The sequence below is a fragment of the Salinivibrio sp. MA351 genome (genome assembly GCF_001996065.1).
Lineage (GTDB): Bacteria > Pseudomonadota > Gammaproteobacteria > Enterobacterales > Vibrionaceae > Salinivibrio > Salinivibrio costicola.
Map to the genome: position 1 here is coordinate 101,165 of NZ_MUFG01000006.1, position 22,615 is coordinate 123,779.

Annotated in this window: 15 protein-coding genes; 7 read left to right on the forward strand and 8 right to left on the reverse strand. The window is 47.4% G+C overall.

The annotated features are described in order from the left end of the window. Positions 1 to 167 precede the first annotated feature (167 nt). The 4 genes from BZG78_RS05565 (at position 168) to BZG78_RS05580 (ending at position 5,611) form a co-directional block, all read left to right on the forward strand. On the forward strand, positions 168 to 512 hold the full coding sequence (locus BZG78_RS05565; protein WP_077460863.1) for a hypothetical protein: 345 nt from the start codon (positions 168 to 170) through the stop codon (positions 510 to 512). A gap of 430 nt (positions 513 to 942) precedes the next feature. After that, the gene (gene hppD, locus BZG78_RS05570) at positions 943 to 2,028 is read left to right on the forward strand and encodes a 4-hydroxyphenylpyruvate dioxygenase (RefSeq protein WP_077460864.1); all 1,086 of its coding nucleotides are present in this window, start codon (positions 943 to 945) and stop codon (positions 2,026 to 2,028) included. 144 nt (positions 2,029 to 2,172) lie between these two features. Beyond that, positions 2,173 to 4,443 (forward strand): response regulator, encoded by a 2,271-nt coding sequence (locus BZG78_RS05575; RefSeq protein ID WP_077660614.1) that lies wholly within the window; start codon positions 2,173 to 2,175, stop codon positions 4,441 to 4,443. 160 nt (positions 4,444 to 4,603) lie between these two features. After that, entirely contained in the window at positions 4,604 to 5,611 is a 1,008-nt protein-coding gene (locus tag BZG78_RS05580; RefSeq protein ID WP_077660615.1) for a sphingomyelin phosphodiesterase, read from the forward strand. Between the two features lie 78 nt (positions 5,612 to 5,689). Here BZG78_RS05580 and BZG78_RS05585 read toward each other — a convergent pair whose 3' ends face one another. The 4 genes from BZG78_RS05585 to BZG78_RS05600 form a co-directional block, all read right to left on the reverse strand. Continuing rightward, positions 5,690 to 6,886 carry an MFS transporter gene (locus tag BZG78_RS05585; RefSeq protein ID WP_077660616.1) on the reverse strand — a complete coding sequence of 399 codons (1,197 nt, stop codon included), beginning with the start codon at positions 6,884 to 6,886 and terminating at the stop codon, positions 5,690 to 5,692. Further along, entirely contained in the window at positions 6,886 to 8,205 is a 1,320-nt protein-coding gene (locus BZG78_RS05590) for a SidA/IucD/PvdA family monooxygenase (RefSeq protein WP_236719499.1), read from the reverse strand. The genes BZG78_RS05585 and BZG78_RS05590 overlap by 1 nt, the downstream gene beginning before the upstream one ends. Before the next feature lie 10 nt (positions 8,206 to 8,215). Continuing rightward, positions 8,216 to 10,882, reverse strand: a complete 2,667-nt coding sequence (locus BZG78_RS05595; RefSeq protein ID WP_077660618.1) for a GNAT family N-acetyltransferase — start codon at positions 10,880 to 10,882, stop codon at positions 8,216 to 8,218. Positions 10,883 to 10,993: 111 nt separating this feature from the next. Then, a complete protein-coding gene (locus tag BZG78_RS05600; RefSeq protein WP_077660619.1) occupies positions 10,994 to 13,282 on the reverse strand; it encodes a TonB-dependent receptor in 2,289 nt (762 codons plus the stop codon). Between the two features lie 205 nt (positions 13,283 to 13,487). Between BZG78_RS05600 and BZG78_RS05605 the strand changes: the two genes are divergently transcribed. Next, on the forward strand, positions 13,488 to 15,203 hold the full coding sequence (locus BZG78_RS05605) for an IucA/IucC family protein (RefSeq protein ID WP_077660620.1): 1,716 nt from the start codon (positions 13,488 to 13,490) through the stop codon (positions 15,201 to 15,203). Between the two features lie 48 nt (positions 15,204 to 15,251). Here the strand turns inward: BZG78_RS05605 and BZG78_RS05610 are convergent, their stop codons facing one another. Next, positions 15,252 to 15,557, reverse strand: a complete 306-nt coding sequence (locus BZG78_RS05610) for a DUF496 family protein (RefSeq protein ID WP_077460870.1) — start codon at positions 15,555 to 15,557, stop codon at positions 15,252 to 15,254. A 282-nt stretch (positions 15,558 to 15,839) separates the two neighbouring features. Continuing rightward, positions 15,840 to 16,769 (reverse strand): chemotaxis protein CheV, encoded by a 930-nt coding sequence (locus BZG78_RS05615; RefSeq protein ID WP_025744876.1) that lies wholly within the window; start codon positions 16,767 to 16,769, stop codon positions 15,840 to 15,842. Between the two features lie 415 nt (positions 16,770 to 17,184). Between BZG78_RS05615 and BZG78_RS05620 the strand changes: the two genes are divergently transcribed. Further along, positions 17,185 to 18,129 (forward strand): chemotaxis protein CheV, encoded by a 945-nt coding sequence (locus BZG78_RS05620; protein WP_077460871.1) that lies wholly within the window; start codon positions 17,185 to 17,187, stop codon positions 18,127 to 18,129. A gap of 492 nt (positions 18,130 to 18,621) precedes the next feature. Beyond that, positions 18,622 to 19,980, forward strand: coding sequence for a hypothetical protein (locus BZG78_RS05625; RefSeq protein ID WP_077576138.1), 1,359 nt, complete (start codon positions 18,622 to 18,624; stop codon positions 19,978 to 19,980). Here BZG78_RS05625 and BZG78_RS05630 read toward each other — a convergent pair whose 3' ends face one another. Beyond that, positions 19,981 to 21,900, reverse strand: a complete 1,920-nt coding sequence (locus BZG78_RS05630) for a GGDEF domain-containing phosphodiesterase (protein ID WP_077660621.1) — start codon at positions 21,898 to 21,900, stop codon at positions 19,981 to 19,983. 89 nt (positions 21,901 to 21,989) lie between these two features. Continuing rightward, the gene (locus tag BZG78_RS05635; protein WP_077660624.1) at positions 21,990 to 22,481 is read right to left on the reverse strand and encodes a hypothetical protein; all 492 of its coding nucleotides are present in this window, start codon (positions 22,479 to 22,481) and stop codon (positions 21,990 to 21,992) included. Positions 22,482 to 22,615: the final 134 nt, after the last annotated feature.

Consider the following 22,615-nt stretch of genomic DNA (forward strand, 5'->3'; position numbering starts at 1 on the left):
GGTTGGTCATCTAAGCCTTTGCTTCTTCTCGCAACGTTGCGCCACTGAAAGATCAACGTGTAACAACTGGGCCAAAGGCAAGCGTCTTAAGCATACATTGTGATATCAATCTGAGGAGAAATAGGCTAAAATTTAATCAAGATGTCACCTTGTTTAAGAGAGGACCTATGCCGACGTCAATCAACTCGCAACCTTTGTCGCAGCAATATATGCAGCGTCAACGTGACCGTCAGGATGATCAGGTCAACGGCGGTCTCAATAACTCGATGAGTGTGCAAGAACGCGCTGAAGTCATCCGTAAAGAGCGGGAGGAGCAAAAAGAGACTGCCGCATCGAGTGAGCAGCGCGAGGATAAACGCGACTATCAAGCTTTAATTGATCGTGTTGCTGAGCAAGAGGCGCAAAAGACAAAAGCGGACGCGTACAATCAGCAGCAACAGGCATTGATGGACCAAGTTCAAAAAACGGTTACCCCCAACGCACAGCAAACCAGCTATAGCTTGAAGGTTTAAAGCTTGAAGGTTTAAAGCTTGAAGATTTAAACCTTGATGGCAGACGATGTTCAACAGGATCCTACCTGTAGACAGCTGGTTTCCCGACATCCTGCTCATCGGAAGCCATTATCAATCGGTCACGCCTCTCTTACCTACTTGGTTGGCCGTCGCTCTTCGTAGCGTCGGTGCGTTTATCTGAAATGCCCCGCCCTTTCTCCTGTTTTTGTTTCTTTAATGTAAACAAAGTGTATAGAGATCATTGAGTCTCTTTACATGCCATTTTGTTTTATCGCATTGATAAAAAACAACTTTTTGAGGCTTCCCCTTTCCTGTTCAGTAAGTATTACAGTATTGGTTAACAGTATTGTAACGACCTGAGCGTGCTGGATCACTAGTGCTTACTTTGGCGTCATGCTATTCCTACTGGCATCAACAAGGAGGAACCATTATGACATCCACACTGCAAAAACCTGTAAAAACCATTAACCCATTAGGGACAGATGGGTTTGAATTTGTGGAATATACCGCCCCCGATCAAGCCGGTATTGATGCGTTGAAAAGTCTATTTTCATTGATGGGTTTTGCTGAAATTGCCAAGCACAAACACAAGCATGTTTGGCTGTATCGCCAAGGCGATACCAACTTTATTGTTAATGGCGAACCCGAGTCTCAGGCACAAAGCTTTGCAGAGCATCATGGCGCGAGCGTGAATGCGATGGCATTCCGTGTGCAAGATGCTGTTCATGCAATTGCTTACGCGGCAAAACAAGGTGCCAAAGTGGTTGAGCCCAATATCGGTCCGATGGAGCTTAGCATCCCGGCGGTATATGGCATTGGCGACTCATTACTCTACTTTGTCGATCGTTACGGTGATCAGAGTATTTACGAGGTTGATTTCGACTTCTATCCTGATTGGCAAGCGCGCCTTAAAGAAGCCGATGCAGGATTGAAGGTTATCGATCACCTGACGCACAATGTCGATATTGGCAACATGGATGTATGGGCTGATTTCTATGATCGTATCGCCAATTTCAAAGAGATCCGCTTTTTCGACATTGAAGGCAAAAAAACAGGGCTAAAATCTCGTGCATTGACTGCTCCGTGCGGAAAAATCCGTATCCCGATTAACGAATCCAGTGATGATAAGTCACAAATTGCCGAGTACCTAAAAGCGTACAATGGTGAGGGTATTCAGCACATTGCAATGACGACAGAGAATATCTATCAAACAGTACGCACGCTGCGAGATCGGGGAATGGCGTTTATGGATACGCCAGAGACCTATTATGAGCAAGTGAATCAGCGTGTTAGCGGTCACGAAGAAAATATTGATGAGCTCCGTGATACTCGTGTTCTGATTGATGGTGACGCGGATACTGGCATTTTGCTACAGATTTTTACCAATACAGTTATTGGTCCTGTTTTCTTTGAAATTATCCAGCGTAAAGGCAATCAAGGCTTTGGTGAGGGTAACTTTAAGGCTCTGTTCGAATCGATTGAGCTTGATCAAATACGTCGCGGCGTGTTGGATTGATCGCTCACAAAATAAAACCCTTCGCGCTCTTTAACCGGAGCGCTTTTTTGTCTACCTTTCCTTGTATCTAGCCGGATATTTTTCGCCCCAACGACGAACGGGCTCTATGCTTATAGGGCAAGCTCTTCTATTAAATAGGTGATTATGAAAGCAGGCAAAGCCATTTTACGCCATTCCTTATCAGTATCGTTGATGACGAAGCTGGCGCTATGCTGGGTAATACTCATCGCCTTATTCGCATCACTATTACTTTTTGCCGATTATCAATCCCATAAATCACAGGTCCAGCGCGTGTTACAAGATGTTGGCAGCCGTGATGTCCGCACCATGACTGATCACCTATGGCGAGTAGAAACACAAGCATTTGAACAACAAATTGAACAACTTATTGCACAACCAGAAATCGATTACATACACGTTTATGATGCTGACAGCACACAAATTGAACGTGGTGTAGAGCCAACTCAACAATCGATCCAGATGAGTTGGCCATTAATTGCCAAAAAAGAAGGCAATGAATATGTACTTGGCCAGCTTGATGTGGCCTCGAACTATACCGCATTACGTGCTTATCTAGGAGAGAGTGCGAAGTGGGCGTTTCTAGGTTGGTTGGGGGTTTCAGGGCTGGGCGTGATAGCGTCAATGTGGATAGTGCAACGGTATCTCACCGCACCATTATCGGCTCTGCACCAACAGGTGAATCAATGGGACAACGGCTTACCAAATCAAATCAGTGTCCCACCAGAATGTCGCGGTTGGTGGGGGTTTGAGGCGCGCTACAATGCTATGGTCACTCAATTTCGCCAAACGCTATCGCGGGTTGAGAACGAGAAGCTGGATGCCGAAAAGGCCAGCCACAAAAAAAGCGAGTTTCTGGCTAACATGAGCCATGAAATCCGTACGCCAATGAACGGCATTATCGGGATGGCATCGCTGCTGAAAAGTACGCGTTTGAATGATGAACAACAAGAGTTCGTCGAAATGCTAGAAACCTCCTCGATGTCGTTACTGGATGTGATTAACGATATCTTGGACTTCTCTAAAATAGAGGCAGGTAAGTTAGAGTTAGAACCATTAGAGCTCAATGTATTTGAGTTGGGTAAAGATCTGGAAAACTTGTTCACGCTGAGAGCTAAAGAGAAACACTTACAGTTTGGCTGTGAGATTGACCCAGAGATATCGCCCTTGCTGGTTGGTGACACACCGCGATTACGCCAAGTGATGATCAACCTAGTCGGGAATGCGATTAAATTCACTGAACAAGGCGACGTCGCCGTTTCGATTACCAAAGTTCTTGATGAGGGAAACGCTTGTGTACTTCGTTTTCAAGTGAAAGATACTGGACCGGGTGTTCCGATTGAAGCGCAAAATCGTATCTTTGGTAAGTTTGAGCAAGGCGACGCTTCAGCAGCAACCGCAGGTGGTACTGGGTTAGGCCTCGCGATTTCTCAGCAAATTGTCAACCTGATGGGGGGGCGAATCACCCTAGAAAGTGAAGTGGATGTGGGTAGCCTATTCTCGTTCTCGGCGCGCTTTGAATGTGCAGATGTGCCGCTTGCGACGCCCGTAGAGGCGTATTTATTCGCGGGCGCGCCAATGCTACTGGTTGATGACAGTCGTCTTAATATGCGGATTACAACCGCGCAATTGAGTAATCTCGGCTGTCAAGTGACCTGTTGTATGCATCCCGATGATGCGTTGCCGCTTATTAAAGAACGGCTTGATAGCCAATCTCCATTTAAAGTCGTTTTGCTTGATAAGATCATGCCCAAAATGGATGGCTTTAGTCTCGCCGAGCAAATTGTCACTGAATTGGGTGAGAGAAGCCCAGCCATTATCATGCTGACGGCTGCGCCTGATGTGATTGATAGACCGCGCATCGAGCGATCAGGCATTGAAGGTTATCTTGGACGCCCTTATCAATTTAATGATTTAAAAGCTAATTTAGTTCGGATCCTTCAACAAAGACAGCCCACGCTGGGTATTGTGCGTTCAACAGGAAAGGGGACATCACTGGCAGGGCTACATGTTCTCGTGGTTGAGGATTCCAAAGTTAATCAACGCGTTACAGAAGCTATGCTGACGCAGTTAGGCATCAATGTGCGATCAGCGGATAACGGCGAGCAAGCGTTAGCTCTTTGGAGCAGTCAGCCTTTTGATGCCATTTTCATGGACTGCCAAATGCCGGTCATGGACGGCTATGAGGCGGCAGCACTGATCAGGCGTAAAGCGTCTCGCACGGACCGAATCCCCATTATTGCATTAACTGCCAACGCAACAGCAGAAGATAAAGAAGCATGCTTAGCGGCTGGCATGGATGATTATATTGCTAAGCCTGTTCGACAACACGAACTAGCGACCATGCTAAGAAAGCATACGTTTACCACAGACACACAACTATTGACCAAAGAGTAAGCGAATAGTCAGCGCTGTTACGCAAGTGTGATCTTAGTTACAAACATATCATAAAATACGAAGGATTCTTGGTGTGGTCTAACCTCTTTTCGTTAGGGTTCTAATCTTTGGGTGGGCTTGGCCCCAAACATAATTAGAAAGCAAAACGCAAAGAGGAAATATGAACAGAAAAAAACTGTTTTCAGGGGTAGCGGCTTTATTGCTAAGTGTCGGCGCTCATGCTGGCGAACTTAACGTGATGGCTTATAACATCATGCAGTTGAGCAACCTACAAGATTGGGATCAAGCAGAACGAGCGGCTCGTTTACCGACTGCGATTGCCGACATGGATACCCAGCCCGACATCATTTTGGTTAGCGAAGCCTTCAACGCTGAAGCAGAGCAAGCAATGAACCAACTTGCCAACCTATATCMTTACCAAACGCCCAATGTGGGGCAAGATTGCAGTGGTGAGGGTTGGGATGCATTAACAGGAGATTGCTCTAACTCTGCTCTCGTCGTGCGGGGTGGCGTCACCATTATTTCCAAGTATCCGATTTTGACCCAGCAAGCGCACATTTATAATAACAGTTTACGGGGCAGCTGGGACTATCAAGCAAATAAGGGGTTTGCGTACGCTAAGATCGATAAAAATGGCGAGATCTTCCATTTGATAGGTACGCACTTACAAGCCACGCATGATGGCATGTCTGATGAAGAACACGAGGTTCGTTTAGGGCAACTTGGCGAGATTAAACAATTTATTAACAACAAAGACATACCGACTGACGAACCCGTGATTGTCGGCGGAGATATGAATGTGGAATGGAGCCGTCAAGATGAAATTAAGGATATGAAAGCGGCACTTAATGGTGCACTGCGCTTCTCTGAGCCTGAAGTGACCTCTTTCTCCGCTGAACATAACTGGTTTACTAAAGCAAACGCGTATCACTTTGAGTATGATCTGAATTACAACACGACATTAGATTATATTTTATGGAGTCGCGATCATGGCAAGCCTGTTAACCAGCCGCAAATGCAGGTTGTGCGCTTAAAAGCGAAGGATAGCTGGTACTGGGATTACTTAGAAGGTGAGTGGCCACAAGAAGCAGGACAAACCTATCATGATGGTTACTACAATGAGCTTTCTGATCACTATCCGGTAATGATTCAGTTTAAATATCAATAGTGTGATTGAGTGATCTCATTCAGTTTTTGCCGGAAAAACGGCAAAAACTCGCTGGAAAAACGGTGAGCCTTAGTTGGTTCACTGTTTATATGCTGCATTTAATATGCCCAGTAGCACCATGGTTGCAAGGCTGACGCAAGTGATAATGGGAAGAGGTGGATAATTAAGTGTTAATGTCGCTAATAGTGACGCGAATCCATATCCGAGTGTATGCGCCATAGCGATATAACCACTGACTTTCCCCGGTTCATTGTCGAGCCTTTGCATCGCTTGGCTAGTATAGGCAGGGATCAGCAACGCACAGGCCCCTGATATTACGAGCATAGCAACGATTAATGCGCCCAGGGTAGGGAGTAAAAGTAAGCTATAACCTGCAACTAAGCTGATTGCGCCGACGCCCAGCATGTGGTCGATGCTTAGACGCTGTTTTTTTACCACCAACACTTGTACGGTGAGCGTTGCAATGCCGCTTAAGGTAAGCAAATAGCTCATCATCTGGCTAACTTTACTGGCAGACCATTCGGTGATGGTATGGAGTATCGGCGTGAGGTTGTATTGCAATAGGGCAATTGCTGCACACACGGCGAGTCCATATCCCATATAGGGCCAAATAGATTTTGGCGCCAGCCACTGACTGACAGGCGAACTTGATGTATCTTTCTGGCCCTCACGGTGAGGCATGAGGCTGATAACCAATGTGGCGATTAATGGCAGTAATAACATCAGCACAAGTGAGGCATACGGGCTGACGATCAAAACCGCCGAGGCGATTAATGGGCCGGCCAAGCGACCGAGACTTAAACCAATACTGATTGAGGTGATCGCCTGCATGCGGCGTGCCTCGCCAGCGAGTAACACGGCCCAATGCTGATTGGCGGGAACCATGCCCGCTACGGTTAAGCCATACACGACTCTTGCCATCAGCGCTAATGCTAACCAAGGCCATTGGTTGAGGCTGTTTTGCGCGCCCAGCGTGGCGATCAGTAACAGGACAAAGCTAATAGCCATGCCGATTAAGGCTTGAAGAACCACAAATTTGGGGCCGTACTGATCGCTTATACGTCCCCAAAAAGGCGCAGCAGGGAGAAAGAGTACACTACCCACCGCTATGATCACCGCCCAGGTTGACAATGAAAATCCGCCTTGTGCCACTAACAGTGGCAGCGAGACCAACAGCCCGTTTTGTCCAATGCCCATCAGAGCAGCAATAGACGTTAAGGTGATAGGCTGCCATTTAGCGGTCTGTGTCGCGGGCTTTGTTTGTGTGTACGCCATTACCAGCCTGCTACCTTTTGCATCTGAGCTGACTGTGTGGAGGACTCAGTCAGCGTCCAGTCGAGTAAGCCGTGATGATGCGTAATGTCGTATAGGGGCGTGTCGCTAATCGCATTAATAATGGTTGCTGCTCGCCAGGCCGCGAGACTCAATTGTGGCTCAATAATACCGTGACAATGGGTGCCGACATTCATCATATATAAAGCGAGTGAACTGCCTTCACGCATTTTTACTCGGTAGTGAGCATTCACATTCGGTCGTCCCTCGTCATCAAGGTCGAGGTGGTCGCTTAAAGTATCGAGGCACTGAGGGAGTGCGCGAGAAAAACCAGTACACAAGATCACCACCTCTGCATCGAGTGCTGTGGTTACTCCGGTCAAGGTAGCTGTGGTCGCTAACTGGTAACCTGCTTGGTGTGATTGCATCCCAGTAAGCGTTTGTCCTGGAAGCAGTCGCCACCATTGCGGTGACCGGCGCACATATTTATCGTGATACAGGCGTTGATACAGTCCTTGCAAGCAGTCGTCGGTAATCCCATCACTGGCAAGCTTTTGTTGCGCAAGCTGAGTGTGTTTGATCTTGGGGTCGAGGCTATGAAACTGCTCTGCGTAATCAGGGATAAAATACTGATCAGTAAAAGGGTTCTCATCTAATCCTTGCAGGTTAGGACGGCGAGAAATCCAATCAATATGCGCTACTTTACCAAATTCACCATCAAAGAGATGCTGGAAGACATCGGCACCGGTTTGACCACCACCAACAATGGCAACTTTTTTACCCCTTAAGTCCGGTTGTCGGAGGGCAAGTTCACTGGCATGAAAGACCCGCTCACCCACAAATGGCGCAGCACAGTCAGGCATAAACGGTTGGGTACCGGTGCCAACGATCAAATGATCGCAGCTCAATTGTCCGTGTGGCGTACTCACCGCGAAGCCTGAGCCGTGAGGCATGATATTCAGTACTGGCGTATCGAATTGGGTGTTGGGAAGCTGATGAGCCACCCAAGCCATATAATCAGAAAACTCTAACCGCGATACCGTCTGTTCGCCCCGCGCGGTAAAGGGATAAAATTTTTTGGTCTTAACCAGGTAATTAATAAAGGTGTAAGGGCTCGTTGGGTCGACGGCCGTCACCATGTCTTTTAGGTATGAGGTTTGCATTTTCGCATCATCCAGCAATAAGCCGGGATGCCACGCAAACCGTGGCTTTTGCTCAACAAACAAATTCGAAATGGACTGACTGTGGGGAGCCAGCAGCGCCGCCGCACTGAGATTAAAGGGGCCAAGCCCTACACCTAAAATAGAATAATGCCTTGTCATAACTGCATCCTTATTGCGCATAACGTGCGAAAAAGTCGTTACGCTCACATTGCATCAGTGCAGCGCGCTTATGGGGAAAATCGAATTCTTTTTGTTTTTTCATGCCCACACCGCGAGCAATTCGGGCTACGCGCCAATTTGTTGCATTAGGCTCACCCATTACGTTTCGGGTACGAGGCTCGGCTAAGAAACAGTAATGGATAATAGATTGCGCCCAGGTATTAAAGTATTGGCGACCCAAAAAGTCGGAATTACCGACTAACATATGCATACCACGATCGAAAGCATCGACATCGTAGTAAGGTCCAAGCCGGTCTTCCGCGACCCAATAAATTTCAAAGTAGCCGAAAGGCTTTCCATCAAACTCGCCAATCACGGGGAGCAAGTGCGCATCGTGATGGGCCTTTTGCAGATATTGGCGATGAAACTCGAGCGAGCCCTCTAACTCCCAAATCGGGGCAATATCCGGATGGTTGTGCCAGGCGTGAAAGCAAGCAAGATCGCGTTTCGTTTCTGCTGGACGTAGCGTTAGTGTGCGCTTGAGGTGATAAAAGTAGCGACGATAGAACACGCCTTGTGGTTTCTCAGGTCGCGTTGGGTGGGTTAAACCGTTCTCTGCGGTTTGGTATACCTCATTGGAGGGTGACTGAGCTTGGTGCCAAATCGGGCAGTGTTGTTTAAACTGCGACAGTGTCAGTGGTGTGCAGGGGGCGACGACGGATTGCAGAGCGTGAGGATAATCACTGGCATACAGTGCTTGGCACTGATGCTGATAAAAGGCGTGCTCAACCGCCGCCCACCAGAGTGATTCATCATTGCAATAGCGCGTGGTTAGCGTCGCAGTGTCATTGTCCGGTTTGTGCAGCACGAAGGTCGCTTTGGCTTGACCATGTTCCATCACGTCGATGAGGTGATAAGACGCGTCGAGCGAGTGGCTGCGAAGCCCCACGGTGCGATCAAGATTGACCGGTTTAAATACGCATGAGCCCAGTGCGTTATCACCATAAAATGGGTTATCGATATCCGTGTAAATTTGGCTGGGATCGGCCAGTGTCGCTTCATTGTGATCGGCGAGGAAAGTGTGGAAGTTCCGTTTCCAGTGCAGGGTCGGCGAGTCGAGAAGATAGTCATACAGGCGGCTATCCACAGGATGGCTCGCTCGCCAAGTTGCGAAAGCTTGACGGCACACCTGCCACAAACGCTGCTCGGTGACACCGGTGGCTTCGCTGATCGCGGAAAGTGTATTGATTAGTGTATTACCAATCAGGTAGTAGCTCAGATACGGATCAACCTTGTCGGCTGGCACGTAACAGCTTGGTAACCCTTCACTGAATACATCGGGGAACAGCGCAGGGGCAGGGTCGGTGACCCAAATACCTTGGCAGTCTCGGTACATCATGGCACAAGGCAAACCGTGCGCGGTACGCAGCAAGATATTTTGCTGGTGGGCCAGTAACAAGATGCCATAATCGCTGCGTGCCAAACACAGGGGATACAGAATATGGTCTAAGAAGGCGGCTAACCAATAGTGTGCAGCGTCGTGTTGTGACCATTGATGATGCTGTGCGGCTTGCGCGATCAGGGCCGCAATTTGACTGCTTTGCTCATGCGATTGATTGATGCTGGCGAGCAGGTGGACATCATGATCGGCTTGATGGGCGAAAATATTGTCGCGCAAGCTCACTACAGGCAGTGATAAAGGCTCACCTTGCGCGGACAAAATGGTGCACCAGACCGGCTCTTCGATAAAAGTCGTCGTGGGGGGTCGCTGCTGCAGCGTTTTTCCGGGGGCTGCGTTGAACATTTTACTCAGTAAGGTACCACGCTTGGCTTCGGTGGCGGTTAATAGCCGTACCGAGTTAGTGAGCTTGACAGGCAGAGAGACTTTTAACATCCACGGATGGTCGGGATGATAGATGGCGCGTGACGATGAGGTGGCCAGCCAGCCGCTACTGGTCAAGGCCAAATCAATCACGCTGTTTTTGAGTGCACGTGCGTCATCACTGTCACGCCATGCTTGCGCTTGTAAAGGATGCATGGGCAAGGGAAGCCAGCCTTGCGGCAAATTGGCCGCATGGGTTAAGCCCACGCTATCGACAAACAAGGATTGCAAGGTATCGAGTACATCATGGTTAACCCCTTCACCTGTCCATTGCCCCGGCGCAACCGCAAACCATTCAATCGCAAATGACTGCGCAAATTCGGGTAGATACGCCTCTTGCTGTTCGGGCGTCAGTGGTTCATTGCTCTTGGGGGCTGGATGCATGCTATGTCCGCCGGTCAGAGACTGCTCCGATTCGATAAAACGCTGAGGCCAGTGGTCGGCGAACCTGTGTTGCCAATGTGCCTCTGCCCGTTGCACATAGGTGTCAGACTGGCTAACACGTGATGCAAATCGATCGAGACGCTCGCCACTGACCTCAGGCACTGATTGCGCAATACGGCAAACCGCATCGGCAAAGGTTGTAGGGACAGTTTCACCGTCGCTACCGCGCCACAGTATGTCACCTTGATAGCGATGACGGCCGGCTGCTGAGGTGTAGGTGAGCGGTAATAATAATTCGCCCTGTTCACTCGGAAAACAGGCGTGGTCAGGCTGACCTTTTATCACCCGCGTGTGTGGGTGCTCGACAAACAACGCATTGAAAAACGCATTCAAACTCAGGGGATGTGTCATGACAACTCCTTACAGACACGGGCTTACTGGGCAATGTTTTGGTGCAACTATGGTTGAAACACATTGGGAGAAAAGGCGCCCAGCGAGGACTGGGCGCGAAAAGGAACATAATTAGAACGTGGCGCTGTAGCTCAAGCTAAAGGTACGGCCAACGCCTTGATAGGTGACTAGATCCGCTGGAATACTTGGGCTGTAGACTTTTTGTGCCTTTTGACTCCAAATAGTTAGGTAATCTTTATCCAGTAGGTTTTGGATACCAAAGTTAATTTGACCGACTGGCAAGGTGTAATAACCATTGAGACCGACAAGTTCATAGCCCTCGAGGCGATCAGCCTCTTTATCTGATAAGTCACCAACATGTTGCAGGTTAAGCTCAGTGCCCCAATCGAAGTTATCGTATCCGATCGCTGCCATCGCAGTTGATGGGCTGGCGGTGTAGATACTCAAGTCTTTCCAAGTGCCTTTATCTTTTTCCTCACTTTCGACAAGATGACCTTGCAAGCGAGAGTACCAATTATCAGAAATATAGTAGTTGACTTGACCTTCTAAGCCATAAATACGCTGTTCATTGTTGTCTAATTCGAGCTGTGTATTAGAGTATTTATAGGTTTTGTCAGAAAGTGAATAATACGCAGATAACTGAGTGTTAAATGACGCATTGCTGAGGCGCCATCCAAGCTCGTAAGAATCTGTTTTTTGACCATCAAGGCCTACATTACTGACACTAACGTAATCATCTAAAGCAGAGCCAGAATATGAACCATAGCCGTAAAACTTACTGGGATCAGGCATGTTAAAGCCTTGGCTAAAGTTTGCCCATACTTGCTGCTTGTCAGTAAGATCATATTTAATACCGGCATTAAAGAGCCAGATATCTTTATCCGCTTTACCGCCAGGGATAGCTTCTGCCTGCGGTTTTCCGTCTAGCAGTGTAGCGAGTTGCTTATATGCACTGACAAAACTATCACCATCGTACTCCGTATTTTGATAGCGAATACCAGCGAACAAGTTGGTTTTATCCGTGATTTCCCAATCAATTTGGCTGAAGAGACCGACATTTTGTGTGGTGAAGTCAGGATAACGATCGATATTTGCTTTGTGTTTAAAGTTTAACCCCTGACTAGCTGCACTAACCGATGGGTCATAGATACGTTGAAATGCACTAAAAGTCTCATGTGAATAGTCCACACCATAGTTCAGTGTTGCCTGAGTAAAGTCTTTTTGTAGCAGCAACTTTCCGCCTAGTACGTCATTGCTCTGCTCTGAGGCACCGAATGCTAGTGTGGGAGCTGATGTATCACCAGAAAGAGCGTAATCAACTTTTTGCTTGAATGACTCGGAAATCATTGGAAAGGGAAAGTTCCCGAATGTCTCTTCGCGGTAATAGACTTGAGCCAAAAGGGAGTGACCAGCGACATTAGCGTGACTATATTGAGTGTTAAGCATCAACCTCTCGGTAAAAGGCTGCTCGCTTAACACTAATCCGTCAGAGCGCTTCAAATAAGATGAGTCTATCAAGCCAGCATATAATTCTACATCGCCATATCCAGCGTAATCCGGATAGATATTGCCTACAGGAACGGATGTTTTAGGCCCGTAATCAATCCCATAATCCGTATCCTGCTGACTGTCATAGTATTGCGCGGTTAGGGAAAAGTGTTGTTCATTATCTGGGCGGTAATCGAGGCTGCCCATCACATCAATGCTGTCATTAAATTGGGTATCGGTTTGGGTCACATCGGGCAGAATAGGATCGCCATTGCCGTCGTAGGCCGCGCCTTTGCCTTCATACGCTACTGACAAGCGCCCTTGCAAGGTATCACTGCCGCCGGATACCGCGACCGCGGCTTTTTTGGTCAGGTCGTCGCTGTTGTTAAACCCAGTGGTGACGCCGGTGTGAACCTCGAGCTGGGCATCGCCCGCTTCACCGCGTTTGGTGATGATATTGATAATACCGCCGGTTGCGCCCGCGCCATAAATGGAGGTCGCGCCTGACAGTACCTCAACACGCGCGACATTAAAGGGGTCGATACTATCCAATTGGCGGCTGATGGTACGTGCAGCATTCAATGCGACGCCATCAATCATGATTTGCGCGCTGCGGCCACGTAAATTCTGTGAGGCGTTGGTACGTGCGTTGGTGCTGCCAAAGTCAAAGCTTGGGATCAGCTTCCCGAGCGCGCCTTTTAATGACTCACCGCCTTGAATTTCACGGGTTAATTCTTCATTGGTGATTACCCAGTTGGTGCTGGCGGAATCGGCAATGGTCGTTTGAATCTTACTACCGGTCACAATGATGGTTTCGGTATTGGCCGCAGAAGGGGCGGCATGGGCGAGATGGGCACTGATTACTAACGCCAGAGGCGAGAGCGAAAAGCCGACTGCTTTTATGGTGTTCATAATTATCCTTATTCGTCACAACACTGCAGGGCATGATGAGGCTGCGTCCCTGCAGTACTTCTTCGTCACTACCTTAATTCCAAAATCAAATGATAATGGATATCATTATGATTATTGATCTTTGTTCCTTATGTCAATACATTGATAACCGAATTGCCACATTTCACTTAAATTGGTGAAAAATAACGCATAAAGGACATAGGAAATGCAGGGGAATTATTGGCAAGCAGCCAATCAGAAGTTGCTCGCAAAAACCATCAGAGAGCTTCATTTTGAAAACGCGATTACCGTCTCTCATACCGAAGGGCGCGACTATCAACTCACTCTCCCTAATGCGAACTGGTCGTTTTCAGCCACCATGAGCCTATGGGGCATGGTGATTGTGGATATCGGCAGTGTGTCACGTGGGGATAATCATCAGCCCGAGCTCATCGCGCTAATAATAGATTTGCAGCCAGAGATTAAGATGACGCCACTCCACCTCGGTGGGCTGATTGAAGAGTTACAAGAAACCCTCAGCGCCGAACAGCAACATCTTGCAATGTTAGATGTTATGCCAGCCGATGAACTGGTCGCGTTATCTGAATCGGCTCGCCAGGCCTATTTGGATGCACACCCTAAGTTTCTTGCCAACAAAGGCCGGTTAGGCTGGGGACAGCAAGAGAGCCAGCAGTATGCACCTGAATACGGTAACGTTTTTGCCTTGCATTATATCGCTGTACATCGAGACTGCGCACAACATGGTTTTTGTGAGGGGCTGGATCAGGCAAGTTTGCTCATCGATACACTATCGCCAGCTGCTTATGACGCGCTTATGTCGCGCTTGCCGGCGGATAAGCATGATTACCTTATCATGATGGTTCATCCTTGGCAGATGCAGCGTTATATCTACAGCCAATACGCTTCTTCAATTGCTTCTGGAAAGATAATTGATTTAGGTACGCGTCCTGAGCAGTGGCTAGCGCAACAGTCTATTCGCACCTTGAGTCGTGCGGATAACCAAGGAAAATACGATGTTAAAACCGCGCTGACGATCCTTAATACGTCTTGTTATCGCGGCGTGCCCGGCAGCTTTATTGCGCACGGCCCCGTGCTGTCAAAATGGCTCTCAGAGTGTGTGAGTCAGGACGATCTACTGTCCCGTCTTGGCATGCACGTGCAACAAGAAGTGGCAGGGATATATTGCCCACAGCCTTATCAGGCGCAGATAGACAGTTGCTACAAATACCATGAGATGTTGGGATGTGTTTGGCGTGAACGTGCGGAAAGCTTGCTGCTATCTAATCAGCGACCTATGAGTTTGGCGACGTTGATGCAAGCCGGAGGCGATGGGATAAGTTGTGTGGAAGCGCTGATTACGCGCACCGCGTTAACGCCTAACGAATGGTTGCAGCGTTTGTTTGATCACGTTGTTGTGCCCCTTTATCACTTGCTGTGTCAATACGGGATTGGTCTCGTCGCCCATGGGCAAAACATAACGGTAGTGCTTGAGGGTGACGTCCCTGTAGGTTGTATGATCAAAGATTTTCATGGTGACCTACGCTTTGTCGATCAGCCATTTCCGGAGCTAAATAGCTTGGATAAAGATGTACGAGGTAATATTAAACACTTGCCACCACACTATCTAGTTCACGACCTGTACACCGGACATTTCGTGACGACGTTACGCTTTATCTCGCCATGGTTTGTCTCACTTGGCGTTAGTGAAACTCAGTTTTATCGCCAGTTAGGTGATACGCTTCGGGCTTATCAACACGCGCATCCGGCGCTTAGCGCCCGTTTTGCGCTGTTTGATGTGTTGAGTGAGACCAAAGAGAAAGTGTGTATCAATCGGGTCAGATTCAACATTGGTTACGATGATAGCAATGAACGGCCGTTGCCCATGTTTGGTGAGCCTATCGCTAACCCTCTCGCCATTTAAAAAAACCCGCCTTTTGGCGGGTTTCTTTTAGTCGGTTAAGCAACGGAATTACTTCCCACTCTTGCTTTGCTTGGTGAGCTCTTTGATGGTGCGGCTGATTTCACGGCGTTGCTTAGAAATCTCCGCGTTTTTGATGATGTGGTCATCGACGCGGTCTTCATAATCACCTTTCATGTTCTTGATGATTTCGACGATATCTTCGTACGACATTTCTGGTTGGATGTAATCCAACAAGTTTTCGAGTAAGACAACACGTTTTTGGTTGTCTCGGATTTTTTTGTCGTTGTCTTGGATTTCGCGTTTTAGCTTGTTCTTTTGTCGTGAGTGCTTAACGATCTCGTATACGCTGGTCATCATAGTCGCCTTCTATTTTTTGAAGTATGAAAAAATTAAACCACAAGCGCGGCAGCAAACCCAGCCTTTTTCCGCTTGAGGTGGGGAGTTTTTGGTCACTTGAGTCGCCGAGAGGGCGATAGAAGAGTCAGTATGAACCTTGATACTGAGATACCCTGAGGCGAACACCTTTTCGACCATCCTACATCTCGATGAACTTGTTTGATGGTGGCAAAGATAACAGGCTGACATTGACAGTGTTATGACACATATCAATCCCAGCCATGGCCCGTCCGATGACCGTCAATAGTCGGTTGGGCTACCTTCTAACTTGACCGATGAACCCGATGTTTTCATCATGGCGCCGCGCAACATCGCTTGTACCAGCTCGGTGGCGTCAAACTTTGTGAGTGCTTCATGGGCGCCCACTTGTTTAGCACGATCAACGCTAATGTCACTGGACAATGAGGTATGCAGGATTAAGTATGCTTCTGCCAATTTATCATCATTACGGATTTCAAACGCCAGCTCGTAGCCATCGATGCCTGGCATTTCAATATCACTGACAATGATGTCAAACGGCTTGCCGGCTGATGCGGCGTTTTTCATCATTTGCAGCGCTTCTAGGCCGTTATTCGTCACAAAATAGGGGATGTTAATACTATCCAATGCCTCAGAAAGCTGTCTTCTGGCGGTTAAGGAGTCATCGACTAGCAGGATATTCATCGGCTTGAGTTTTTCACGATCCACATCGGCTAAGATAGGATGGAGCTTGTCGGGATCGGATGGGAAAATATGCTCCATGATGTATTCCACATCAAGGAGCTGTACGAGTTTATCGTCGATGTGCATAACACCGGTTAAGAACGCGCGCGTTCCTAAGGTTTCGGGCGGCTCAGAAATAGAGCGCCAATCACATTCGCTGATTTTATCGATTCCACGTACCAAAAAACCCATCACGCGGCGTTGGCAATCCGTGACGATGATATAACAAGACGCCCACTCGGACTTGGCAACAGGCTTGTAGCCAATAGCTTTCGCCATATCAATCACGGGGGTGGCGATGCCACGGAAGCTGGTGGTCCCTATCACCGTTGGATGGGAGCCGGGCAAATCCGTGAGCGGCTGAAAAGGAATGATCTCCCGCACTTTTAGCGTACCAATCGCGAAAGATTGGGTGGCGGTGAGGCGGAACATCAACATGCCTTGTGCTTGATTAGCTTTGCTCTTCATAGCATCACTCTGCGTGTAATCGTCAATCGTTTAGTTATGGTAACAGCCTTAGCATTGTTCACCTATTCTTATACAAGGATAGGGGCTGATTCGGGAAAAGATACCTAATCCATCCGTATTGTCTCATATTTGAAACTTATTGATAGTCTCATTTAAACGTGGTGTCAGCCACGCTTTTTCCTCGCACCTTTTGTTAAAATGTGGGACTAAAACGGGTAAGCTGTAAGGCGAAAGGTATGCCTAATATGAGCAAATAGGTTGCCTGTCGCCATATCTTACCTAAAATAAGACTAGACTTTTTTTTGTCTCGGTGCCCAGAGCACAATAGAAAAGTCGTGAACAGCGGCACGTCGATAAGCAAATATACGTGTCCGGATACATGCGAATGAGCAGTAACACGACGGTTGAGTGAACTATGACCAATATTTTAGATTCGGTAGATTCGCGGACACGGCTGGTGGGTGAGAACCGCCTTGAGCTGTTAATGTTTTATCTAGGTTCTAGCCAACCTTTTGCCATCAACGTTTTTAAAGTCCGCGAAGTTATCAAGGTGCCTAAGCTCAACCAAATGCCGGGCTCGCATCCTAATATTCGTGGCGTGGCGATGATCCGAGGTAAATCGATCCCAGTGATTGACTTACGCCAGTCGATTGGTATGGGAACCATCGGGATGTCTGATGAGTGCAACGTCATCGTGACGGAATACAATCGCACTATTCAAGCCTTCTTGGTGGGTCAAGTGATTAATATCAAGAATATGGGCTGGGATGAAATCATGGAGCCGCCGGCAAGCTCAGGCCGTAATAACTACCTGACCGCGATTACTCGCCAAGACTTTGATGGACAAACTCGTTTGGTTGAGATTGTCGATGTAGAAAAAGTCTTGGCAGAAATTGTCGCCTATGAAGTCGGTGTGTCAGAAGATGTGCTTGATCCGCAAATTACGCCTTACATGGCTGGACAGCGTGTATTGGTCGTGGATGACTCATCGACGGCACGAGCGCAGGTCAGTGAAACACTGTCGCAGTTTGGCGTCGAGTGCATCATCAAGAAAAACGGTGCTGAAGCATTGAATTTGCTGAAGAGCTGGTGCGATGAAGGCAAAAATGTCAGTGACGAAATTTTGCTGATGATCACCGATGCAGAAATGCCAGAAATGGATGGCTACAAACTGACGCACGAAGTGCGTTCTGATAGCCGAATGAGTGACTTGTACATTGCACTAAATACCTCGTTGAGTGGCAGTTTTAACGAAGCAATGGTTGAGAAGGTAGGGTGTAATCGGTTTATCTCCAAATTCCAACCTGATCTTCTAGTGAATGTGGTACAGGAGCGCTTACGTCAGGTTGTGGCAAGTTAAATAGCCTTGGCGTCTGAGAATACATAAGCGGGCAGTGGCTCGCTTTTTTTTGTATGACATTGTGAGGATCTGGCCACGACCATTATTCGTGGGTCGCTAAAACGCATACTAGATATGGTGTTGGTTGAACTACATTTAGCGTTCGGGGCATAAAGTTATCTACCGTATCTGTGGATAACTTCGTTAATTTCTTTGTAAGTAATGGTAACACGTCAGGTAAGAGCGGGAAGGAAACCTAATTTATACGGTTTGGCTAAAATTTAACCATATTGTTTTGAGCGGTGATAACGTTTCTAAACAGGATCTGCGTTTTTAAACAGAGCCTAAGTTTTTAAATATAGCCTAAGTTTTCAAACAGAATCTTAGCAAATATGCGATACTCGCGAGGCGAAGCGCCTGTTTCGTTGAAGATCTTGCTTGGTTGAAACATAGCGCGGTCGCGTAACAGGGTTGGCGCGGCATAAACAGGGTGGCGTTCACAGGAGAGTAGTCGTGATCACGGTAGACAAACATGAAGGGCTGTCAGTCAGGATAGCGGTGCTTAATGAAGAAGTGAGTGCGCAAGAGGTGGCATTCTACCTTTTCGTGCCTGGCGAACTGAAGTTTGGTAAACATGTGCTGTCTGAAGACGATTTTTACTACCGCGTGCTTGCTAATAGTCGTACTTATTTCACGTCCCGCTATCACTTACCGCTCGTTCATGCCCGTCTAGCCAGTCGCGATAAACTTCCTACTGAGCAATATCGCGTCAGCTTGAGTCTTTATGCCTATCAATACGCCTTGTCACTGGAAAAAGCGACGCATGACTTTTTTGAGTCCGTATCAGGGCTTGATGACGCTGATGCTCTTGAGCAGTTAGAAGATACCATTGAAATGGCGGTTGAAATTTTGCGTCGTTTACGCCGCTATAAACCGCAAGATACCAAACTGCTCAAGTACTATCATAACATTGATAACTACTTGTCATGGTTGACGGAACAGCGTTTCCTCTCGCTACTTGCGCATATGCCACGTGGGAACGTGTATAAAACGGTCCGTCAACAATTGATTGAGCTATGTCAGGCTGAAGAGGCGCATCGACTGGTTAATCGCTATAACTCGGATAAAGCGGTGCGCGATCCAACGCGTATGGTCAATAAGATGCGTTTAGCACGCCGATTGATTGAATTTCCTGTCACGATTCGACAAATTCCACAGGCTTTGGGCAAAAACCTGAATAAGCTTGCTAAGGCTTCAGCGACCGCGTTTGTGATGCTCTTTGTGACCACGGTGATTATTCATGCTCGTCAGTATCTGGGAGAAATCACGTTGTCTTTTGTGCTGGCAATGGCAGGGATCTATGCATTACGTGAGATCTTTAAAGATGATTTGCGTGAAGCGCTTTGGCGGTGGATCCGTAGAGGTCGCCCCAAATGGCGTAAGCGCTTTATTGATCCGACGTCGAATAGGCAAATTGGACGACAGCTTGAATGGCTTGATTACCTTGACTATAACACCTTACCTGATGAGGTGAAAAAGCTACGCCGTGGTAAATTGCGTCAGCGAGAAGAAGCGGTTGTACGACTTAAGGTAAAAACACAACTAGAAACGACCCGTTTTTTATCGGGATACGACACCACCAGAGATGTATGGAAATTTGACTTTCGCTCTTTTTCTCGGTTAATGGACCGCGGTAGCCAACGCTTGTATCGCCTTAATGAAGGACAAGTGCTAAAAGATTCGGTGGAAAAACGGCATCAATTTAATCTGATCAGCTGCCAACGGATTAAAGGCCAGTCAACCGTTTATCAGCGCTGGAAAATCACAGTAAATCGATCAAAAGTTGTTGATATTGAAGAAGTTTTTGATTGATCACTTGGAAAGTAATACGTTCTTCTGGTTCAGGTAATCAATACAAAATGCATAAAAGTCTATTGCTGATAGGGGTTTGGCGAAAAAATAACCCTGAAACTCATCGACCCCCATTTGCTGAAGGCTGGTTAACTGCTCCCTAGTTTCAACTCCCTCGGCGACCACATGAATACCAAGTTGGTGGGCCATGTGGCAAATGGTATCAACGAGCACTTGCTGTCGTGTTATATCTGCCATGCCAGTGACAAATGAGCGATCGACTTTGACTTTGTCGAAGCTTAAATGATTGAGCACTGCCATGGACGACCAGCCGGTTCCAAAGTCGTCAAGCGCGATACGGATCCCGACATCACGAAGCTGGTTCATCAAAAGACTGAATCGACCGATATCATCAATGGTCATTGTTTCTGTGACTTCAAAAATGAGTTGTTTGCGTTGTTCTGGGTGTTTGGCGAAAATCGTTATTACATCAGCAATTAAGGACTCATTGAAAAATGAATCGGAAAGGTTAACGGCGATATCAATATGCGTATTGATACTTTGCCATTCTGTATTGAGCGCGTGATGAACTTGTTGCAGTATCCATTTACCTAAGCGCTGCCCGAGCCCTGACTCTTCGGCGACATTTACGATAAGTTCCGGGTTAATTGGCCCGTATTCAGGGTGATGCCAGCGAACTAAAGCCTCGCAACCTAATCGATGTGGATCTGCCGATACAATAGGCTGGAAAGCGACATAAAGCGCATCTTGGTATGGGTCTATCAAGTGCGCCTTTAATTCATCGCGGAGCCTACGACGTTGTTGCGCTTCTTGTTCATACTCCGTTTTAAAGGTGTCAATACTGTCTTTCGTGACAGGCGCTTGTTTAGCTCTCATTAAGGCAAGGTCAGCGTTATTAAGCAACTCATTGGCTAACTGCCAGTGACTGTTTCCCGAGTGGGTATCAACATCAAGACTTTTTGCGATACCTATTGCCAAGGACAATCGATGGCCTGGATAAATACTGTCAATAGCACGACGTAGTGAGTCACATAATGGTTGGGTGAAAAAGCTGAGATGACGACCATCCGAGTAAGCAAGCACTGCAAACTCATTGCTACTGACACGCGCACATGGATACCCATAAGGCAAACAAATGCTGTTTAACTGACTGGCAAGTTTTGTTAATGCCTTATCCCCTTGCTCATACCCCATCAAATCGTTGATGTCTTTAAAACGACGGATATCTATCAACAGTAAGGTATGTATACGATTTTGCTGGACCGCTTTATACAGGCAGTCCAGAAGATAGTTTCGGTTGGGTAAGCCGGTGAGGCGATCCTGCCACGCCAATTCTTGTTGCTTGCTGCTATTGCGATACAGGCGAAACGCGAAAAAAATCAATACTAATGTGAGTATGAACATTGCAGCGTACATCACTTTGATTTTTTCATCGAGAAATGCGCGCTGTTCGATAGAGGCTGGACCCGTAAAGTTATTCACCATCAAGTTACGAATTTGGGGAAGCACAATGTCTATTTCATTGAGCAAATTTTGAAGCCGTTCTCGATCACCGTTTAACACAGCCTGCTCATGCCGTTGAATGAGTCGAAAAGCGCGCTCCACAATAGGTTGGGCATTGAAAGCGCGTCGCATTGCCGCTGTTTCTCGACTACTTAAAAATGTATCGTACCGACTCCATAAGATGTCATAGGTAAGAAGCAGTGATCGTCTTGGGCTTGAATCCTCGACAAGATAGAGTGCCAAGTCATTTCGAAACTCGAGGGTCTCTAATTCCATTTGGGCAAGTGCCCAGGCAGACAGCTGGGTATGAAGTGTTTGTTTCGTATAAGCTTGATGAAATTGATAAAGCGCCGTCGCGGTCAAGAGTAGAGCCGTGAAGACAAACATAACAAAAGCAATAAGAGGGCGCTTTACCATTCGACTTTGTACCTCATCAACTCTCTATCTCAAGTGGTGTTATCGGCTGTTTTTCGCCGCATTGTGCTTTTTAATATAGGCGCTGGACGCTACTCTTTTAACACTTCAACACGATTGACTTGCCATGCCATTCGGCTGTGTAGTACTTCATTTTCAAGTTGGCTAAAGGCCGAGAGTGGATAGATAACCCAAATGGGACCTTTGTCTCGAACCCGCATCCAGTCGCCATTGTTTTTAATCGCGAAGATGGGATTATATTTTTTGATATCGTCTCTCGGAATTGTCGCCCAATAATCATTCAGCGCATAGGCTTTGAGGCTATGTGCGGGCTTATTCACCGTTTCTAACAGTTTTTGGGCAGAGACACCAAGAAAAACCTGTTCTCCTTCGGTCCATGGCGTTTGTGTTTTGATCGTGCGATCCGCCAGCTGAATGAGTTGTTCACGGGTTAGCGTTTGTTTTGCTACGTCACCGGATATCGTCAGCATTGGCGTAGCTTCAACACGTGATGCTAGCAATGCCAAGAATACTGTCGCTATCAAAAGAAAGTGTGTGCTGCGCTTTTTATGCGACTGTGTCATTGCACTCTCGATGGTTACCATGTTGTTCCTTCCTTGTGCTGTTATTTTTTAAACCTAGCTTGAGCGGGTAACTTCCTCAAGAAAGTACGGATAAATCGCTAACATGTCCTCAGTTATTATATAGAACGTAATAG

Excerpts from the sequence above, each read along its gene's own strand:
- BZG78_RS05565 (WP_077460863.1), top strand. The coding sequence starts at position 168 with ATGCCGACGTCAATCAACTCGCAACCTTTGTCGCAGCAATATATGCAG.
- hppD (WP_077460864.1), top strand. The coding sequence starts at position 943 with ATGACATCCACACTGCAAAAACCTGTAAAAACCATTAACCCATTAGGG.
- BZG78_RS05575 (WP_077660614.1), top strand. The coding sequence starts at position 2,173 with ATGAAAGCAGGCAAAGCCATTTTACGCCATTCCTTATCAGTATCGTTG.
- BZG78_RS05585 (WP_077660616.1), bottom strand. The coding sequence starts at position 6,886 with ATGGCGTACACACAAACAAAGCCCGCGACACAGACCGCTAAATGGCAG.
- BZG78_RS05590 (WP_236719499.1), bottom strand. The coding sequence starts at position 8,205 with ATGACAAGGCATTATTCTATTTTAGGTGTAGGGCTTGGCCCCTTTAAT.
- BZG78_RS05595 (WP_077660618.1), bottom strand. The coding sequence starts at position 10,882 with ATGACACATCCCCTGAGTTTGAATGCGTTTTTCAATGCGTTGTTTGTC.
- BZG78_RS05600 (WP_077660619.1), bottom strand. The coding sequence starts at position 13,282 with ATGAACACCATAAAAGCAGTCGGCTTTTCGCTCTCGCCTCTGGCGTTA.
- BZG78_RS05605 (WP_077660620.1), top strand. The coding sequence starts at position 13,488 with ATGCAGGGGAATTATTGGCAAGCAGCCAATCAGAAGTTGCTCGCAAAA.
- BZG78_RS05610 (WP_077460870.1), bottom strand. The coding sequence starts at position 15,557 with ATGACCAGCGTATACGAGATCGTTAAGCACTCACGACAAAAGAACAAG.
- BZG78_RS05615 (WP_025744876.1), bottom strand. The coding sequence starts at position 16,769 with ATGAAGAGCAAAGCTAATCAAGCACAAGGCATGTTGATGTTCCGCCTC.
- BZG78_RS05620 (WP_077460871.1), top strand. The coding sequence starts at position 17,185 with ATGACCAATATTTTAGATTCGGTAGATTCGCGGACACGGCTGGTGGGT.
- BZG78_RS05630 (WP_077660621.1), bottom strand. The coding sequence starts at position 21,900 with ATGGTAAAGCGCCCTCTTATTGCTTTTGTTATGTTTGTCTTCACGGCT.
- BZG78_RS05635 (WP_077660624.1), bottom strand. The coding sequence starts at position 22,481 with ATGACACAGTCGCATAAAAAGCGCAGCACACACTTTCTTTTGATAGCG.